This is a genomic window from Nocardioides zeicaulis (genome assembly GCF_042432345.1).
Classification (GTDB): domain Bacteria; phylum Actinomycetota; class Actinomycetes; order Propionibacteriales; family Nocardioidaceae; genus Nocardioides; species Nocardioides zeicaulis.
The window spans coordinates 284,924-302,153 of sequence record NZ_JBHLXH010000002.1 but is presented as its reverse complement, the minus strand read 5'-3'; the positions used below and the strand labels follow the sequence as shown (position 1 = coordinate 302,153).

Annotated in this window: 18 protein-coding genes; 9 read left to right on the top strand and 9 right to left on the bottom strand. The window is 73.9% G+C overall.

The genetic code is table 11. From position 1 onward, the window contains the following. Window positions 1-81: 81 nt before the first annotated feature. The 7 genes from leuA (at window position 82) to ACFFJG_RS15920 (ending at window position 6,914) form a co-directional block, all read left to right on the top strand. Window positions 82-1,809: a 2-isopropylmalate synthase gene (leuA, locus tag ACFFJG_RS15950; protein WP_378519772.1), complete on the top strand. Its 1,728-nt coding sequence runs from the start codon at window positions 82-84 to the stop codon at window positions 1,807-1,809. A 66-nt stretch (window positions 1,810-1,875) separates the two neighbouring features. Further along, window positions 1,876-3,273, top strand: a complete 1,398-nt coding sequence (locus tag ACFFJG_RS15945) for a ferredoxin reductase family protein (RefSeq protein WP_378519771.1) — start codon at window positions 1,876-1,878, stop codon at window positions 3,271-3,273. Further along, the gene (locus ACFFJG_RS15940) at window positions 3,270-3,713 is read left to right on the top strand and encodes an FMN-binding protein (protein ID WP_378519770.1); all 444 of its coding nucleotides are present in this window, start codon (window positions 3,270-3,272) and stop codon (window positions 3,711-3,713) included. The genes ACFFJG_RS15945 and ACFFJG_RS15940 overlap by 4 nt, the downstream gene beginning before the upstream one ends. Continuing rightward, complete coding sequence (locus tag ACFFJG_RS15935; protein WP_378519769.1) at window positions 3,710-4,507, top strand: FAD:protein FMN transferase; 798 nt, start codon at window positions 3,710-3,712, stop codon at window positions 4,505-4,507. Before ACFFJG_RS15940 ends, ACFFJG_RS15935 begins: the two co-directional genes overlap by 4 nt. A gap of 25 nt (window positions 4,508-4,532) precedes the next feature. Next, window positions 4,533-5,393, top strand: coding sequence for an alpha/beta fold hydrolase (locus ACFFJG_RS15930; RefSeq protein WP_378519768.1), 861 nt, complete (start codon window positions 4,533-4,535; stop codon window positions 5,391-5,393). Between the two features lie 45 nt (window positions 5,394-5,438). Then, complete coding sequence (recO, locus tag ACFFJG_RS15925) at window positions 5,439-6,167, top strand: DNA repair protein RecO (protein WP_378519767.1); 729 nt, start codon at window positions 5,439-5,441, stop codon at window positions 6,165-6,167. Between the two features lie 57 nt (window positions 6,168-6,224). Beyond that, window positions 6,225-6,914: a GAF and ANTAR domain-containing protein gene (locus ACFFJG_RS15920; protein WP_378519766.1), complete on the top strand. Its 690-nt coding sequence runs from the start codon at window positions 6,225-6,227 to the stop codon at window positions 6,912-6,914. Between the two features lie 35 nt (window positions 6,915-6,949). Here the strand turns inward: ACFFJG_RS15920 and ACFFJG_RS15915 are convergent, their stop codons facing one another. The 7 genes from ACFFJG_RS15915 to ACFFJG_RS15885 form a co-directional block, all read right to left on the bottom strand. Further along, window positions 6,950-7,381, bottom strand: coding sequence for a hypothetical protein (locus ACFFJG_RS15915; protein WP_378519765.1), 432 nt, complete (start codon window positions 7,379-7,381; stop codon window positions 6,950-6,952). Window positions 7,382-7,460: 79 nt separating this feature from the next. After that, a complete protein-coding gene (locus ACFFJG_RS15910) occupies window positions 7,461-8,891 on the bottom strand; it encodes an acyl-CoA carboxylase subunit beta (RefSeq protein WP_378519764.1) in 1,431 nt (476 codons plus the stop codon). Between the two features lie 26 nt (window positions 8,892-8,917). Next, the gene (fabF, locus tag ACFFJG_RS15905; protein ID WP_378519763.1) at window positions 8,918-10,168 is read right to left on the bottom strand and encodes a beta-ketoacyl-ACP synthase II; all 1,251 of its coding nucleotides are present in this window, start codon (window positions 10,166-10,168) and stop codon (window positions 8,918-8,920) included. A 102-nt stretch (window positions 10,169-10,270) separates the two neighbouring features. After that, a complete protein-coding gene (locus ACFFJG_RS15900) occupies window positions 10,271-10,516 on the bottom strand; it encodes an acyl carrier protein (RefSeq protein WP_378519762.1) in 246 nt (81 codons plus the stop codon). A 56-nt stretch (window positions 10,517-10,572) separates the two neighbouring features. Further along, a complete protein-coding gene (locus tag ACFFJG_RS15895; RefSeq protein ID WP_378519761.1) occupies window positions 10,573-11,586 on the bottom strand; it encodes a beta-ketoacyl-ACP synthase III in 1,014 nt (337 codons plus the stop codon). After that, entirely contained in the window at window positions 11,586-12,770 is a 1,185-nt protein-coding gene (locus ACFFJG_RS15890) for an acyltransferase domain-containing protein (RefSeq protein WP_378519760.1), read from the bottom strand. Before ACFFJG_RS15890 ends, ACFFJG_RS15895 begins: the two co-directional genes overlap by 1 nt. 79 nt (window positions 12,771-12,849) lie before the next feature. Continuing rightward, the gene (locus ACFFJG_RS15885; protein ID WP_378519759.1) at window positions 12,850-14,022 is read right to left on the bottom strand and encodes a PucR family transcriptional regulator; all 1,173 of its coding nucleotides are present in this window, start codon (window positions 14,020-14,022) and stop codon (window positions 12,850-12,852) included. Window positions 14,023-14,189: 167 nt separating this feature from the next. On the opposite strand from ACFFJG_RS15885, the gene ACFFJG_RS15880 reads away from it, so the two are divergent. After that, window positions 14,190-15,176 carry an alpha/beta fold hydrolase gene (locus ACFFJG_RS15880; protein WP_378519758.1) on the top strand — a complete coding sequence of 329 codons (987 nt, stop codon included), beginning with the start codon at window positions 14,190-14,192 and terminating at the stop codon, window positions 15,174-15,176. Window positions 15,177-15,191: 15 nt separating this feature from the next. Here ACFFJG_RS15880 and ACFFJG_RS15875 read toward each other — a convergent pair whose 3' ends face one another. After that, the gene (locus ACFFJG_RS15875) at window positions 15,192-15,578 is read right to left on the bottom strand and encodes a VOC family protein (RefSeq protein WP_378519757.1); all 387 of its coding nucleotides are present in this window, start codon (window positions 15,576-15,578) and stop codon (window positions 15,192-15,194) included. Between the two features lie 104 nt (window positions 15,579-15,682). On the opposite strand from ACFFJG_RS15875, the gene ACFFJG_RS15870 reads away from it, so the two are divergent. After that, window positions 15,683-16,489, top strand: coding sequence for a helix-turn-helix domain-containing protein (locus ACFFJG_RS15870; RefSeq protein WP_378519756.1), 807 nt, complete (start codon window positions 15,683-15,685; stop codon window positions 16,487-16,489). Between the two features lie 33 nt (window positions 16,490-16,522). Here ACFFJG_RS15870 and ACFFJG_RS15865 read toward each other — a convergent pair. Next, a partial coding sequence (locus tag ACFFJG_RS15865) for a transketolase-like TK C-terminal-containing protein (RefSeq protein ID WP_446686236.1) occupies window positions 16,523-17,230 on the bottom strand: 708 nt, incomplete at its 5' end.

Here is a 17,230-nt window from a genome sequence, read left to right as displayed (position 1 = left end):
CAACGAGGCCTAGAGACCCGGCCCCCTCGTTGCGGTGTGAGGCGCGCGCCGGTCGCCCCCACTGACGCACCCGAGGAAGTCATGACCAACCTGAGCAACACCAGCAACCAGCAGGGCACCAGCCCGATGCCGTTCGCCCGCTACACGCCGTTCGTGCCCGTCGACGTGCCCGACCGCACGTGGCCGACGAAGAAGGTCGAGAAGGCGCCGCGGTGGCTGTCGACCGACCTCCGTGACGGCAACCAGGCGCTCATCGACCCGATGACGCCCGCCCGCAAGCTCACCATGTTCGAGCTGCTGGTCTCGATGGGCTACAAGGAGATCGAGGTCGGCTTCCCGAGCGCCAGCCAGACCGACTTCGACTTCGTCCGCAAGCTCGTCGAGGAGGACCGGATCCCCGACGACGTGCAGATCTCGGTGCTGACGCAGGCCCGCGAGGACCTCATCGAGCGCACCGTCGACTCGCTGGTCGGCGCACCCCGCGCCACCGTCCACCTCTACAACGCCACAGCCCCGCTCTTCCAGCGCGTCGTCTTCGGCGTCACGCCCGACGAGTGCCGCAACATCGCGGTGCGCGGCACCGAGATGGTGATGAAGTACGCCGAGGAGCGGCTCGGCCCGATCGTCGGCACCGAGGACTTCGGCTACCAGTACAGCCCCGAGATCTTCACCCAGTCCGACACCGACTTCGCGCTGAGCGTGTGCGAAGCCGTCTCCGACGTGTGGCAGCCCGAGCCCGGCCGCGAGATCATCCTCAACCTGCCCGCGACGGTCGAGATGTCGACGCCCAACACCTACGCCGACCAGATCGAGTACTTCGGGCGCGGCCTGACCCGCCGCCAGCACTCCGCGATCAGCCTCCACCCCCACAACGACCGCGGCACCGCGGTCGCGGCCACCGAGCTGGGCCTGATGGCCGGGGCCGACCGCGTCGAGGGCTGCCTGTTCGGCCACGGCGAGCGCACCGGCAACGTCGACCTGGTCACGCTCGCGATGAACCTCTTCAGCCAGGGCATCGACCCGCAGGTCGACCTGGGCGACATCGACGAGGTGCGCCGCACCGTCGAGTACTGCACCAACCTGCCGGTCCACCCGCGCCACCCCTACGCCGGCGACCTCGTCTACACCGCCTTCTCCGGCTCCCACCAGGACGCGATCAAGAAGGGCCTGGAGGACCTCGAGCGGCGCGCCGCCGCGCAGGGCGTGGACGTCTCGCAGATGCCGTGGGAGGCGCCGTACCTCCCGATCGACCCCAAGGACGTCGGCCGCACCTACGAGGCGGTCATCCGGGTCAACAGCCAGTCGGGCAAGGGCGGCGTCGCCTACGTGCTCAAGTCCGAGCACAAGCTCGACCTGCCGCGTCGCGCGCAGATCGAGTTCAGCCGCGTCGTGCAGCAGCACACCGACACCGAGGGCGGCGAGATCACGCCCGAGGAGATCTGGTCGGTCTTCCGCGCCGAGTACCTCGACCGCGAGACGCCCCTCCAGCTCGACTCCGTGCACACCTCCAGCGCGGCCGGGGAGAAGGACCGGCTCACCGTGGGCGTGCACGTCGACGGCGAGCGGCGCGAGCTCACCGGCGAGGGCAACGGCCCGATCGCGGCGTTCGTCGACGCGATCGCCGAGGTGGGCCACGACGTGCGGGTGCTCGACTACGCCGAGCACGCGCTGTCGGCCGGTGGCGACGCCATCGCCGCGGCCTACGTCGAGTGCGCGGTGGGGGAGAAGGTGCTCTGGGGCGTCGGTCTCGACCCCAACATCGTCACCGCGTCGCTGAAGGCCGTCGTCAGCGCGGTCAACCGCGCCTGACCGGCTCGTACGCTCCTCAGGACCGGCTCACAGCAACGGCACAGGGAGGCGGCCGATCGTGAGGGCATGACGACCCTCGACGCCGCCCGGGTCCCGCACCCGGCCCCCGTGCGGGCCACCCGGGCGCACGCCGACCGGATGGTGCGGATCGCGTCCACGGCGCTGGTGGGGGGCGCCCTGCTGCTCGTCACCTCCTGGTGGGCCTCCGACGGCGGCGTCACGGCCCTCGGGTCGCGGGCCACCGCGCTCACCTCCGTCGGGCAGTGGTCGGGCCTGGTGGCCTCGGTCCTGCTGCTGGTGCAGGTGCTGCTGATGGCGCGCGTGCCGCTCGTCGAGGGCGCCTGGGGCCAGGACCGGCTGGTGCACCTGCACCGGTGGGTGGGCTTCTCGTCCTTCACCCTGATGCTGGCGCACGTCGTGCTCGTCACGTGGGGCTACGCCGCCGGCGAGGTGCGGCAGGCCCCCGCGATGCTGTGGCAGCTGGTGCTCGACAGCCCCGGCATGCCGCTCGCCGCCGCCGGCACGCTGGCGCTGGTGATGGTCGTGGTGACCAGCCTGCGGGCCGCGCGGCGCCGCCTGCGCTACGAGTCGTGGCACCTGATGCACCTCTACGCCTACCTCGGTGTCGCGCTGGCCCTGCCGCACCAGCTGTGGACCGGCGCCAGCTTCACCTCCTCGCCGGGCCGCACCCTGTTCTGGTGGACGGCGTGGGGTGCCACGGCCGTGGCGGTGCTCGTGTGGCGCGTCGCGCTCCCGCTGTTCCGCACCCTGCGCCACGAGCTGGTCGTCGCCGCCGTCGTCCACGAAGCACCCGACGTCGTGTCGGTCCACCTCGTCGGCCGGGACCTGCACCGGATGCGGGTCGCGCCCGGCCAGTACTTCAACTGGCGCTTCCTGGACCGCGAGGGCTGGACCCGCGCGAACCCGTACTCGCTCTCGGCCGCCCCCGACGGCCGCAGCCTGCGGGTCACCGTCAAGCACGCCGGCGACGGCAGCAGCGCTGCGGCCCGCCTCGAGCCCGGCAGCCGGGTCGCGGTCGAGGGCCCGTACGGCCGGCTCACCCCGCGGGTGCGGACCCGTCGCAGGGTCGCGCTGATCGGCGCCGGCGTCGGCATCACCCCGCTGCGTGCGCTGGCCGAGGGCCTGGAGTACGCCCCGGGCGAGGCGGTGCTGCTGCACCGGTGGACGAGCGAGCCGCTCCTCGCCGGCGAGCTGGCCCACCTCGCCGCGACCCGCGGCCTGCAGGTGCTCGACCTGCCCGGCCGCCGCCGGCACCCCGACTCGTGGCTCGGCGAGGCACCGGACGCCGACGACACCGCGCTGCTCCACCACTGGGTGCCCGACCTGGCCGACCGCGACGTCTGGGTCTGCGGTCCTGGCCCGTGGGCCGACGCCGTCCGCCGCAGCTGCCTGGCGCTGGGCGTCCCGGCCCGCCGCGTCCACGTCGAGAGCTTCGGGTGGTGAGCGGGGTGCGCCGCATCATCGCCTGGGCCTCGACCACCGTGACGCTGCTCGTCCTGCTCCTGGGCTACCACACCTCCACGTCGGCGACGGTCGCCTCGCAGTCCGAGACGGTGATCTCGTCGGGGACGGTGGCCGGCTCCGCGGCGAGCCGCAGCCCCGGCTCGACCACGCAGGTCGCCGGTGACGTCGTGCAGACCCGCTACGGCCCGGTGCAGGTGCAGCTCTCGGTGAGCGGCGGGGAGGTCACCTCCGTGTCCGTCCTGCAGTACCCCTCCGGTGACCCGCGGAGCTCGCAGATCAGCGGCTACGCGCTGCCGGTGCTCACCGACGAGACCGTCTCCGCGCAGAGCAGCTCGATCGACATGGTGAGCGGCGCGACCTTCACCAGCACCGGCTACGTCCAGTCGCTGCAGAGCGCGCTCGACCGGGCGGGACTGTGACCACCGCTGCTGCTGCCGCGACGGCCACCCGGCTCCACACGACGCGGCAGGTGGTGCACGTGATGGGGATGCCGGTCAGCCTGGCGCTGCGGGGCCGCCACGCCACCACGGCCGCGGGCGAGCGCGCCTGGCTCGAGGCGGTCGCCACCCTGCGCGACGTCGACCGGGTGTTCTCCCCCTACCGCGCCGACTCCCACGTCAGCCGGCTCGGCCGCGGCGAGCTCGGGCTGGCCGACTGCCCGCCGGAGTTGGCCGAGGTGCTGGCCATCGGCGAGGTGGCCAAGGTCCAGTCGGGCGGCGCCTTCGACGTACGCCGTCGCGGCCCCGACGGCCGCCCGGTCCTCGACCCGAGCGGCGTGGTGAAGGGCTGGGCGGTCGAACGGGCGGCCCGGACCCTGCTGGCCCTCGACGACACCGACGTGTGCCTCTCCGCTGGCGGCGACATGGTCTGTCACGTCGCCGACCCGGCGCGCGACCCGTGGGTCGTGGGCATCGAGGACCCGCACGACCCGACCCGCCTGGTCGCGCGGGTGCCGGTGCGGCACGGCGCGGTCGCCAGCTCCGGCGCCGCGCACCGGGGCGCCCACATCGTCGACGCGCGCACCGGCCGCGCGGCCGCGGGCGTGGCGCAGGTGACCGTGGTCGGCCCGGACCTCACCTGGGCCGACGTCGACGCCACGGCGGCGTACGCCCTCGGCGCGGGCGCGCTGGCCTGGCTCGCCACCCGCACCGGGCGCACCGGGCTGGTCGTGTGGGACGACGGCCGCTGCGAGACGTTCGGCCGCGCGGGCTGAGGAGGGCTACATTCGGCTCGTGCTGGTGAGCGAGCGGATCGGTCAGCTCTTCGTCGAGTCCGACGGCGGGCGCGACCGCCTCGAGTACACCGAGTACGGCTCCGGCGACGAGTGGGTGGTGCTGCTCCACGGCCTGCTCATGCCGCGTCGGATGCAGCAGCCGCTGGCCCGGGCGATGGCGGCCCGGGGGTTGCACGTCGTGACCCTCGACCTGCTCGGCCACGGTCGCTCCGACCAGCCGGCCGACCCGCTCGTCTACTCGATGACGGCCTTCGGCGAGCAGGTGGTCGCGCTGCTCGACCACCTCGGCGCCGAGCAGGCCGTCATCGGCGGCAGCTCGCTGGGCGCGAACGTCGCGCTCGAGGTCGCGGTGATCGCCCCCGAGCGGGTCCGGGGCCTGGTCATCGAGATGCCGGTGCTCGACAACGCGCTGGTCGCCGGGATCCTGGCGTTCGTGCCGATCATGCTCACCGCGCGCTACCTGCCCTTCACCGCCAACGCGCTCCAGCGGGCGGCCCGGTCGGTGCCGCGCGGCCTGGTGCCGTTCTGGGCCGGGGTCGCGCTCGACACCGTCGACCACCGGGCCGAGACGACGGCGGCGATGCTGCACGGAGTGATCTTCGGCCGGGTCGCACCCTCCACCCGCCAGCGTCGCGGCATCCAGGCACCCACGCTCGTGGTCGGCCACCCGGTCGACCCGATCCACCCCTTCGTCGACGCCGACATGCTGGCCGCCGAGCTGCCCCACGTCCGGATGGAGCGCGCCTCCTCGATCCTGGAGTGGCGGTTCCGGCCCGAGCGCCTCACCGCCGCCGCCACCGACTTCGCCCTCGACTGCTGGGCGCCGGCCCGGGAGCCGCGGGCGGCACGTCGCCGGAAACGCTGACCCGTCCAGCGCGCTCCGGCGTGGGCGGTGGGGGAGAATGGCGAGGTGCCCCTCTACCGCGACGAGGCGGTCGTGCTCCGCACCCACAAGCTGGGCGAGGCCGACCGCATCATCACCCTGCTGACGCGCCGTCACGGCCGCGTGCGCGCGGTGGCCAAGGGCGTGCGCCGCACCACCTCGCGCTGGGGCTCGCGGCTCGAGCCGTTCACCCACGTCGACCTCCAGCTCGCCGAGGGACGCAGCCTCGACGTGATCACCCAGGCCGAGACCCTCGACCCGTTCCACTCGCGGCTGGGCCTCGACTACGACCGCTACACCGCGGGCACGGTCATGCTCGAGACCGCCGAGCGCCTGGTCACCGAGGACAAGGAGCCGGCCGTCCAGCAGTTCCTGCTGCTCGTCGGTGGGCTCCGGGCGATGTCGGCCGGCGAGCACCCGGCCGGCCAGGTCCTCGACTCCTACCTGCTGCGCTCGCTCTCCGTCGCCGGCTACGCGCCGTCGTTCGACCACTGCGTGCAGTGCGGCGTGGAGGGCCCCCACCGCTTCTTCAACCCCTCGGCCGGCGGCGTGATGTGCGCGGCCGACAAGCTGCCCGGCTCCGCGACCCCGGCCGCCGAGACCGTCCGTCTGCTCGCGGCGCTGCTCGTCGGCGACTGGCCGGTCGTGCACGCCGCCGACCCGCGCCACCTCCGCGAGGCGAGCGGGCTGGTCTCGGCGTACCTGTCGTGGCACCTCGAGCGCGGCCTGCGCTCGATGGCCTACGTCGAGCGCTGAGCCACTGTCGGGTGGGTACGCTCTCGCCATCTGCTGTGCCCGGGAGGAAATGTGCTGATGGACTCGCTCGACTTCAACGGTCGACTCGCGGACGCCGCGCGAGCGATGTCCGGCAGCCGCGACAGCGGCGAGACCCTGCAGCAGATCGCGGAGGCGGCGGTCGACCTGATCGGGCCGTGCGACATCGCCGGCGTGTGCGTCCTGCGCGACGGCGAGCACGACTCGTGCGCGCACACCCACTCCCACCTCCAGCCGCTCGACGACCTCCAGCGCGAGCTGGGTGAGGGCCCCTCGGTGAGCACGCTGACCACGAGGGACGTCATCTACGTCCCCGACCTCACCGACCGCGACCCCTGGCCCGCCTGGGGTCCGGCTGCCGCCGAACGCTCCGGGATGCGGTCCTACCTCGGCTACCGGCTGTTCACCGACACCTCCAGCGTCGGCACCCTCAACCTCTACGCCTCCGGGCCCGACGCGTTCTCCGCCCAGGACCGCCTCGACGCGATGGTCCTGGCCGCCCACGCCGCGGTCGCCCTCAGCTCGACCGTGCGGCACGAGCAGATGCACACGGCGCTGAGCAGCCGCCAGCTCATCGGCGAGGCGACCGGCATCCTGCGGGCCCGGTTCGACCTGACCTCCGAGCAGGCCTTCAACGTGCTCAAGCGGATCTCCTCCCACCACAACGTCAAGCTGTTCTCGGTCGCCGAGCACGTCGTGTCGACAGGATCTCTCCCGCCCGAGGCCTGAGGGGTGCACGTCGCGAGCGGCGTGACCGCCTTCCCTCAGCGCCGGGGACGGCGCAGGCGGAAGGTGTCGCCGACCGACGCGGTGGTCTGCTGGTCACCGTCGTACCAGGTGAGCACACCGGTGACGGTGAACAGCCCCGGCACCGTCGCTCGACGGCACAGGCGGAACGGCAGCACCCCCGACTCCGCGTCGTTGGGGCCGAGCAGCGACTGCGCGCTGACTCCCTTGCCGCGGCGGTCCCGGGTGGACAGGTCGAGGGACCAGTCGCCGTCGGGGACGGTCACGGCGTAGGTCAGCGCGTAGTCCCGGCACCCCCGTCGGAGCCGGCCGTCGGGCGCGTCGACGGCGGCCGACACGCTCGCCTGGGCCGGCGGCTGGGCGGCAGGGTCGGGCGTGGCGGGCAGGAGCGGTGGCAGCGGCAGCAACGCCGACGCGGTGAGCGCCGCGGTCACGAGCAAGCTCGGCATGGGACCACCTCCGAGTGGGTCTGGAGGTGCAACGAGCCGGTGTGACGTGCGTTACGCCGGCGGGTGAGGTGCGGCGGCGTCAGAGCGGGATGTTGCCGTGCTGCCCGCGGCGCACGCCGACGGTGTCGATCTCGTGGCGCATGGCCGCGGCGATCGCGCTGCGGGTGCGGGTGGGCTCGACGACCTCGTCGACCACGCCGATCTCGACCGCCTTGTCGACGCCGCCGGCGATGCGCTCGTGCTCCGCGGCCAGCTCGGCCTCGACCTGGGGCCGGATCTCGGGGGAGACCTCGGCGAGCTTGCGCCGGTGCAGCACCCGGATGGCGGCCACGGCGCCCATCACGGCCACCTCGGCGCCGGGCCAGGCGAACACGCGGGTGGCGCCGAGCGAGCGGGCGTTCATCGCGATGTAGGCGCCGCCGTAGGTCTTCCGGGTCACCAGCGTGATCCGCGGGACGACGCACTCGCCGAAGGCGTGCAGGAGCTTGGCGCCGCGGCGGACCACGCCGTCCCACTCCTGGCCGACGCCGGGGAGGTAGCCCGGGACGTCGACGAGGACGACGAGCGGCACGCCGAACGCGTCGCACATCCGCACGAACCGCGACGCCTTCTCGGCCGAGAGCGAGTCGAGGCAGCCGCCGAGGCGCAGCGGGTTGTTGGCGACCACGCCCACGGTGCGGCCGCCGAAGCGGCCGAGGGCGGTGACGATGTTGGGCGCCCAGCGGGCGTGCAGCTCCTGCACCGTGCCCTCGTCGAGCAGGCCCTCGACCAGCGGGTGCACGTCGTAGGCGCGCTTCTTCGACTCCGGGAGCAGGGCGCCGAGGTCGCGGTCGTCGACCGCGTCGACGTCGAGGCTGCCCTGCGCGCCGAGCAGGGAGGCGACCGTGCGGGCCCGGTCGAGCGCCTCGCGCTCGGACTCGGTGAGGATGTGCACGACGCCCGAGCGACGCCCGTGCGGCTCGGGACCGCCCAGGCGGAGCATGTCGACGTCCTCGCCGGTGACCGAGCGGACGACGTCGGGGCCGGTCACGAAGATGCGCCCCTCGGGGCCGAGGATGACCACGTCGGTCAGCGCGGGACCGTACGCCGCCCCTCCCGCCGCCGGGCCGAGCACCACCGACACCTGCGGGATGACGCCGGAGGCCTGCGTCATGACCTGGAAGATGCGTCCCACCGCGTGGAGCGAGAGCACGCCCTCGGCCAGGCGGGCGCCGCCGGAGTGCCACAGGCCGATGATCGGCACGCCGTCGGTGATGGCGCGGTGGTAGGCGTCGACGACCACGCGGCAGCCCACGTCACCCATCGCGCCGCCCATGACGGTGGCGTCGCTGCAGAAGGCGACCACCGACGTGCCGTCGACGCGGCCCACGGCGGCGAGCATCCCGGAGTCGTCGTCGGGGGTGATCAGCTCGAGGGTGCCCTCGTCGAGGAGCGCGGTGAGGCGGTGGACCGGGTTGCGCGGGTCCTCCTCGCGGGGGAGCTTGGTGGGCTTCGCGGCGGTGGCAGTCACGGTGGTGGGACCTTTCCGAGGACGGATCAGATGCTGCCGAAGGCGACGGCGACGTTGGCGCCCCCGAAGCCGAAGGAGTTGTTGAGGGCGACCACGTCGCCGGCCGGCAGGTCGCGGCGCGAGGTCGGGATGTCGAGGTCGACCTCGGGGTCCTTGTGGTCGAGGTTGATCGTCGGGGGGCTGACCCGGTCGCGCAACGCCAGCACGGTCGCGACCGCCTCGAGCGCACCGGCGCCACCGAGGAGGTGCCCGGTCATCGACTTGGTGCTCGTGACGACGCAGCGGTCGACGTGCTCGCCGAGGACGGTGTGGAGCATCAGGCCCTCGGCGATGTCGCCCTTCGGGGTCGAGGTGGCGTGGGCGTTGACGTGGACGACCGTGGCGGGGTCGACGTCGCCCTCGCGCAGGGCCATCTGGATGGCGCGGGTGCCGCCGCGACCCTCGGGGTCGGGCTGGGCGATGTCGTGGGCGTCGTTGGAGATGCCGGCACCGCGGACCTCGGCGTAGATGGTCGCGCCGCGGGCGCGGGCGCTCTCCTCGGACTCGAGGACGAGCACGGCGCCACCCTCGCCGAGGACGAAGCCGTCGCGGGCGGAGTCCCAGGGGCGCGAGACCGCGGTGGGGTCGCCGCCGTCCTCGCTGCCGGTCTTCGACAGCGCCATCATGTTCGCGAACGCAGCCATCGGCAGCGGGTGGATGGCGGCCTCGACGCCGCCGGCGAGCACGACGTCGGCGCGGCCGAGGCGGATCATGTCGATCGCCATCGCGATCGCCTCGTTGCCCGACGCGCAGGCCGAGGTGGGGGCGTGCACGGCGGCGCGGGCGCCGTAGCGCAGGCTCACGTTGGCCGCGGGGGCGTTGGGCATGAGCATCGGGACGGCCAGCGGCGAGACGCGGCGCGGCCCCTTCTCGAGCAGGGTGTCGTAGTTGGCCAGCAGCGTGGTGACGCCGCCGATGCCGGAGGCGACCGCGACGCCGAGGCGCTCGGGGTCCAGGCCGGAGCCCTCGAGCCCGGCGTCGGCCCACGCCTGCTCGGCGGCGACCATCGCGAACTGGCTGGAGCGGTCGAGGCGGCGGGCCTTGACCCGCTCGAGCACCTCGGAGGGCTCGACGGCGACCCGGCCGCCGATCTTCACCGGGAGGTCCGCGGCCCACGCGTCGTCGAGGCGTGCGATGCCCGAGGTGCCGGCCAGCAGGGCCTCCCAGGTCGAGGGGACGTCGCCGCCGACGGGGGAGGTGGCGCCGAGTCCGGTGACGACTACGCGGGTCGTGGGCATCGTGGTGGTTTCCGTTTCTCGCAAGGGGGTGGGTCGAGGTGGGGCGGTTCCGGACGCGCGGGCGGTCGAGGGTGCTCGACCGCCCGCGGCGCCGGGCGGGACTCAGCCCTGGGCGCGCTCGATGTAGGCCACGGCGTCGCCGACGGTCTTGAGGTTCTTGACCTCGTCGTCGGGGATGGTCACGCCGAACTTCTCCTCGGCGGCCACGACGACCTCGACCATGGAGAGCGAGTCGACGTCGAGGTCGTCCACGAAGGACTTGTCCAGCTGGACGTCGGCGGCGTCGACGCCGGCGACCTCGTTGACGATGTCGGCGAGGTCGGCGCGGATTTCTTCGGTGGTGGCCATGGGCCTCCCTTTCTGGTGGTGGGTGCTGCTTCGGGCTGGATCTGGGGGTGGAGCGGTCAGGGGACGGTGACGACCTGGGCGGCGTACGCCAGGCCGGCGCCGAAGGCGATGAGCAGGGCGGTGTCGCCGCTGCGGGCCTCGCCCTCGAGCATCATCCGGTCGAGCGCGAGGGGGACCGAGGCGGCGGAGGTGTTGCCCTGGTCGGCGACGTCGCGGGCGATGCGCACGGAGGCCGGCAGCTTCATCGAGCGCGCCATCGCGTCGATGATGCGCATGTTGGCCTGGTGGGGCACGAAGACGTCGAGCTCGTCGAGCGACACCCCGGCGGCGTCGAGGGCCTGCTGCCCGATCTTGGCCATCGCGAACGACGCCCAGCGGAAGACCGGGTTGCCCTGCATCGTCAGGTGGGGCATCACCCCGGAGCCGGGCTGGGTGTCGGTGCCGACGACGTCGCGCCAGTCCTCGCGCTGCCGGATCAGGTCGAACTGCTCGCCGTCGGAGCCCCACACGACCGGGCCGATGCCGGGGGTGTCGCTCGGGCCGACCACGGCCGCACCGGCGCCGTCGGCGAAGATGAACGCGGTGCCCCGGTCGGTGAGGTCGAGGATGTCGGTGAGGCGCTCGACGCCGATGACCAGGACGTGGCGGGCGCTGCCGGCGCGGACCATGTCGGAGGCCATGGCGATGCCGTGGCAGAACCCGGCGCAGGCGGCGGAGATGTCGAACGCGGCCGCGCCGTCGGTGCCGAGCTCGTGGGCGATGGCCGTCGCGACGGCGGGCGTCTGGAGCAGGTGGCTCACGGTGGCGACCACGATGCAGTCGATCTCGCCGACCTCGAGGCCGGCACGCTCGATGGCGATCCTCGACGCCTCGACCGACATCATCTGGACCGACTCCTCGGGGCCGGCCCAGCGGCGGGTCCTGATCCCGGAGCGCTGCTGGATCCACTCGTCGCTGGAGTCGATCGCGTCGACGACCTCGGAGTTGGGCACCAGGCGCGCGGGGCGGTAGGAGCCCATGCCCATGATGCGGCTGTGGGGGGCTCCGGTGGAGGGTGCGATCGGCGCCATCAGGCGGTCCCCTCCGGGTGCAGGCGCAGCAGCGGCTGGCCGGGGGAGACGAGGTCGCCGTCCTCGACGAGCCACTCCACGACGGACCCGCCGTGCGGGGCCGTGATGTCGGTGCGGTCGCGCAGGCTCGCGACGGCGCCGATCGTGGCGCCCGGGACCAGCACGTCGCGCTCGACGGCCTCGGAGGAGAGGTGGAAGGTGCCCTTGGCCGGCGAGACGATCATCCGCCAGGTCGGGGTGGTCTCGATCTGCGAGGCCTCACCGTGCTTGTCGCAGAAGGCGCGGGCGTCGTCGAGCTGGTCGGGCGTCTTGAGGGCGAAGGTCTCGACCCCCTTGAGCGCGCGCTTGGCGATGCCGGTCAGCGTGCCGGCGGGGGGCATCTCGAGGATGCCGGTGACGCCGAGGTCGCTCATCGTCTCCAGGCAGAGGTCCCAGCGCACCGGGTTGGCGATCTGGCCCACCATCCGGCGCAGGACCTCGCGGCCGTCGTGGACGACCTGTCCGTCGCGGTTGGAGATGAGCGGCGTGCGGGGGTCGTGCGTCGACACCGACTGCGCCAGGCGGCCGAGGCGGTCCACCGCGGGCGACATGTGGTGGGTGTGGAAGGCGCCGGCGACGCTCAGCGGCATCAGCCGGGCCTTGGCGGGCGGGGCCTCGGCGAGGGCGGCGAGCTGCTCCATGGTGCCGGCGGCCACGACCTGGCCGGGGCCGTTGTCGTTGGCGGCGGTCAGCCCCTGCGCCTCGATCGCGGCGAGCACCTCGTCGGTGGCGCCGCCGAGGACGGCGGTCATGCCGGTGGCGGTGGTGGCGGCGGCCTCGGCCATCGCGTTGCCGCGTTCGCGCACCAGGACCATCGCCTGCTCGGCGGTGATGGCGCGGGCGCCCGCGGCGGCGGTCAGCTCGCCGACGCTGTGGCCGGCGACGGCGCCGATGCGGGCGAACGCGTCGGCCGGGTGGGGGAACAGGTCGAGCGCCGCCACGAGCCCGGTGGCCACGAGCAGCGGCTGCGCGATCTTGGTGTCGCGGATGGTGTCGGCGTCGGCCTCGGTACCGTAGTGCGGCAGGTCGATGCCGGCGACCGTGGAGAGCCACTCGAACCGGGCGGCGAAGACGGGGTCCTCGAGCCAGGGCGTGAGGAAACCGGGGGTCTGGGCCCCTTGACCGGGGGCGACGATGACGAGCACGTGACCACTCTGCCGGGTCGGGCTCCCCGGGCGCGGGTCCGACGCCGACGAAACTCACCCCCAGAAGTTTGTGGGGTTCCTACAACTCTGTGCGGCCGGACTGCCGGCCGAGGATCAGCGCGAGCTGCAGCGCGAACGCCTCGCGCGGGCGGGTCGGTGACCAGCCCGTCAGCTCGGCGACCTGCCGCAACCGGTAGCGCACGGTGTTGGGGTGCACGAAGAGGGCGCGGGCGGTGCCCTCGATCGAGGCGCCGTGCTCGAACCACGCTCCGAGGGTCTCCAGCAGCGTGCCGCGGGTCGCCACGAGCGGGAGGTACACCTCGTCGACGAGGTGGCGCCGGGCGTGGCCGTCGCCGGCCAGCGCGCGCTCGGGGAGCAGGTCCCGGCTGGCGACCGGGCGCGGGGCGTCCGGCCAGCCGCTCGCGGCGCGGTAGGCCGAGAGCGCGGCGCGCGCCGACGCGCTGGCGTGGGCGAGGTCGGCCGTCACGGGACCGACGACCACCGGCCCGTCGGCGAAGTGGTCGAGCAGCCGCGTCGCGGCCGCGAGCGGGTCGGAGACGCCGCCGAGCACGACGACGAGCCGCTCGCCCTGGGTGGCGCACAGCGCGTCCATCCCGCCGGCGCGCGCCGAGCGGCGTACGGACTCGAAGACGTCGAGCTCCGCGCGGTGCGGAGGCGTGGCGCCCAGGACCACGGCCACGTCGCCGTGCGCGCCCCACCCGAGCGCGCTGGCGCGCGAGAGCACCGTCTCGTCGGCCTCGGCGCGCACGACCGCGTCGACCACCAGGGCCTCGAGCCGGGCGTCCCAGGCGCCGCGCGACTCCGCGGCCCGGGCGTAGACGGCGGCCGTGGCGAAGGCGACCTCGCGGGCGTAGCGGAGCACCGCGTCGTGCACCTCGCGGGCGTCCTCGGGGTCGAGCAGGGCGTCGATGTTGGTCTCGACGACCCGGATGCTCAGCCGCACCAGCTCGACCGTCTGCTGCAGCGAGATCACGCCGGTCAGCTCACGGGGCGCGGCGCCGAAGACGACGACGTCGAGCGGGTCGTGGGAGCTCGGCTCGACCTCGCGGTCGTACCAGTCGACGAAGCCCCGGATGCCGGCCTGGACGATCAGCCCGACCCACGAGCGGTCCTCGGCGCTCAGGTCGTCGAACCACGGCAGGTCGGTGGCCATCCGCCCGGTGGCGGCCGTGCTGAGGGCGCCACTCGAGCTGCGGAGCGCCTCTGCGGCGCGGCGACGGGACGGGGGCACGAGGTCGACTGTAGTGGGGTTCCCACGAACGGCGGAGCGTCGGTCACGAACGCGCAACAGTGCGCGTCCCGCCGGTCGGGGTGACCCCGCCAGCGTCGCTGTTCTGGTTGAATCCTGGCTCATCCCCGCCGTCCCCGGCGTCCGTCGGGAGTCCGTCTGGAGTCCGTGTGCCCCGTCGCAGCACCAGCACCGACCTGCAGCACGTCACCGTGCACGGGCACCGCCGCGCCTTCGTGCGGCGCGGGTCCGGCCCGGCGGTGCTGCTGCTCCACGGGCTCGGCTGCGACCACACCACCTGGGACCCGGTCATCAACTCCCTGGCGCGCACCCACACCGTCATCGCGCCCGACCTGCTCGGCCACGGCGCGTCCGACAAGCCGCGGGCCGACTACAGCGTGGGCGGCTACGCCAACGGGATGCGCGACCTGCTCACGATCCTCGGGATCGACTCCGCGACCGTGGTCGGACACAGCTTCGGCGGGGGAGTGGCGATGCAGTTCGCCTACCAGTACCCCGAGCGCACCGAGCGGCTCGTCCTCGTCGGGTCGGGCGGCCTCGGCCCGGAGGTCAGCCCCGCGATCCGTGCGATCACCACGCCGGGCTTCCAGCAGGCCATGGGCGTGCTGGCGCTCCCCGGGCTGCGCCACGCCACCACGACGGCCATGCGGGTGCTCTCGCGCAGCGGCGTGCGGCAGCTGCGCGACCTCGACGAGGTCGCCGACATCTACGACTCGTTCGCCGACCCCCGCGCCCGTGCGGCGATCCGCCACGTCGTCCGCGCGGTGGTGGACTGGCGCGGCCAGGTCGTCACGATGGCCGACCGCGCCTACCTCACCGAGGCGATGCCGATGTGCGTCATCTGGGGCGCCGACGACCAGGTCGTGCCCGTCGACCACGCCGACAACGCCCGCGCCCTCGCGCCGACCGCGCGCGTCGAGGTGATCCCGAACGCCGGCCACTTCCCGCACAAGGACCACCCCGAGCGGTTCGTCAAGGTGGTGCGCGACTTCATCCGCACGACCGCGCCCAGCACCTACGACCGCGAGCGCTGGCGCGCCCTCCTCGAGGAGGGCGCGCCCCTTCCGCCCGTCCAGGCCGAGGCGGGCGACGCGCCGTTGGCGCCCGTCCACCCGGTGCGCGCGACCGGCGCCTGAGGCCGCCGCCGGGGATCACCCCCAACTGGCAGCGTCGGTCAGGCAGAACGGGTGCCCGGCCGGGTCGATCAGCACCCGCCAGGTCTCACCCGGCTGCGGGTCGGCCAGCCGCGCCCCGAGCGACACGGCACGCTCGACGGCGGCGTCGAGGTCGTCCACCGCGAGGTCGAGGTGGAACTGCTTGCGCCCGCCCTCGTCGGGCCACGACGGGGGCTGGTGGTCCTCGACGCGACCGAGGCCGAGGGCGGGTCCACCGCCCGGGGCGGTGAGCATGGCGTAGTCCTCCGAGCTCGCCGTCACCTCCCACCCCAGCAGGGCCGACCAGAAGTCGGCGGACGGTGCCACCTCCGCACAGTCCAGCGTCACCATCGCGATCCGCGCCGTCAGGTCGTGCTCAGCCACGTCTGCTCCTCACTCGTCGTGTCGTGCTCGTCGGCCCCAGCCTCGCGCCGAGCCGGCCGCCGGGCTTGGACAAAGGCGACACCCGCCGGGCCTACGCTGGATCCGTGCCCACCCGAGCCGGACGCGTCGACGCCGCGGTGCTGCGCCCGAGCCGTGCGCAGCAGCGCATCGAGATCGGGCGCTCGGAGCCGGGTGAGGAGCTCGCCGGGCTCGTCGACTACTTCTGGTGGGTGCGCTGGGACGCCCCCGAGCCGCACGAGCAGGAGGTCGTCCCGCGACCGGTCGTGCACGTGTGCGCCGAGCGCGTCGGCTCCACGCCCCGGCTGCTGGTCCACGGCGTGCACCCGCGGATGTTCCGGCGTCGCCTGGAGGGGGCGGGACACACCGTCGCCGCCGGCTTCCGCCCGGCGGGGTTCCGCCCGGTCCTGCGCGGCGACGTGAGCGCCCTCGAGGGCCGGGAGGTGCCGGCCGGCGAGCTCCTCGGCCTCGACGACCGCCCGGTCGCCGAGGAGGTCCTGGCCTGCGAGCGGCCCGAGGACGGCGCCGCGGTGCTGGGCCGGTGGCTGGCCTCGCTGCCGCGTGAGGACGACCCGCTCGTGGCGCCCCTGGCGGCGCTGGTCGAGCGCGCCGAGCACGACACCTCGCTCGTGCGCGCCGAGCAGCTCGCCGAGCTGGCGGGGGTGAGCCTGCGGACCCTGCAGCGCCGCTTCCGCAGCCACGTCGGCATCGGCCCCAAGTGGGTGGTGCAGCGGTTCCGGCTGCTCGACGTGGTGGCCGCAGCGCACGGGGACGAGGAGGTCGACTGGGCCGGCCTGGCCGCGCAGCTGGGCTACGCCGACCAGTCGCACCTGATCCGGGCCTTCACGCAGCTGGTGGGCCACCCTCCCGCGCACTACGCGCGGGAGAGGTGACCCACCAGGTGGTCGTACGAGGGGCGACGCCGGTCAGGCGTCACCGCCCTCCTGCTTGATGTCGCGGGTATGGGTCGGGTCGTCGATGCGGTAGCGCTCGGCGGCCTCCACGACCTTCTCCACCGGGACCTCGCCGGCGTCGGCGAGGGCCTGGAGGGCCTGGACGACCACGCTGACGGCGTCGATGTGGAAGAACCGGCGGGCGGCCGGACGGGTGTCGGCGAAGCCGAAGCCGTCGGCGCCGAGCACGCGGTAGTCGGCCGGCACCCAGCGCGCGATCTGCAACGGCACGGCCCGCATGTAGTCCGACACCGCCACGACGGGTCCCTGCACCCCGGCCAGCTTGTCGCTGACGTAGGCGGTGCGCTTGTCGGAGCCGGGGTTGAGCAGGTTCCACTGCTCGGCCGCGGCGCCGTCGCGGGCCAGCTCGTTCCACGACGTCACCGACCACAGGTCGGCCCGGACGCCCCAGTCCTCGGCGAGCATGCGCGCCGCGTCCTGGATCCACGGGTAGCCGACGCCGGAGGCCATCAGCTGGACCCGCGGGCCCTCGCCCTCGGCCGTGGCGACCTTGTGGATGCCCTTGAGGATCCCGTCGACGTCGACGTCGGCGGGCTCCGCCGGCTGCGAGACGGGCTCGTTGTAGACGGTGAGGTAGAAGATGACGTCCTCGGCGTCGGCGCCGTACATGCGCTCGAGGCCGCTCTTCATGATGTGGCTGATCTCGTAGGCGAACGCCGG

What these genes read in the sequence shown, in the direction of transcription:
- leuA (WP_378519772.1), top strand. Translation starts at nt 82, where the DNA reads ATGACCAACCTGAGCAACACCAGCAACCAGCAGGGCACCAGCCCGATG.
- ACFFJG_RS15945 (WP_378519771.1), top strand. Translation starts at nt 1,876, where the DNA reads ATGACGACCCTCGACGCCGCCCGGGTCCCGCACCCGGCCCCCGTGCGG.
- ACFFJG_RS15920 (WP_378519766.1), top strand. Translation starts at nt 6,225, where the DNA reads ATGGACTCGCTCGACTTCAACGGTCGACTCGCGGACGCCGCGCGAGCG.
- ACFFJG_RS15915 (WP_378519765.1), bottom strand. Translation starts at nt 7,381, where the DNA reads ATGCCGAGCTTGCTCGTGACCGCGGCGCTCACCGCGTCGGCGTTGCTG.
- fabF (WP_378519763.1), bottom strand. Translation starts at nt 10,168, where the DNA reads ATGCCCACGACCCGCGTAGTCGTCACCGGACTCGGCGCCACCTCCCCC.
- ACFFJG_RS15900 (WP_378519762.1), bottom strand. Translation starts at nt 10,516, where the DNA reads ATGGCCACCACCGAAGAAATCCGCGCCGACCTCGCCGACATCGTCAAC.
- ACFFJG_RS15895 (WP_378519761.1), bottom strand. Translation starts at nt 11,586, where the DNA reads ATGGCGCCGATCGCACCCTCCACCGGAGCCCCCCACAGCCGCATCATG.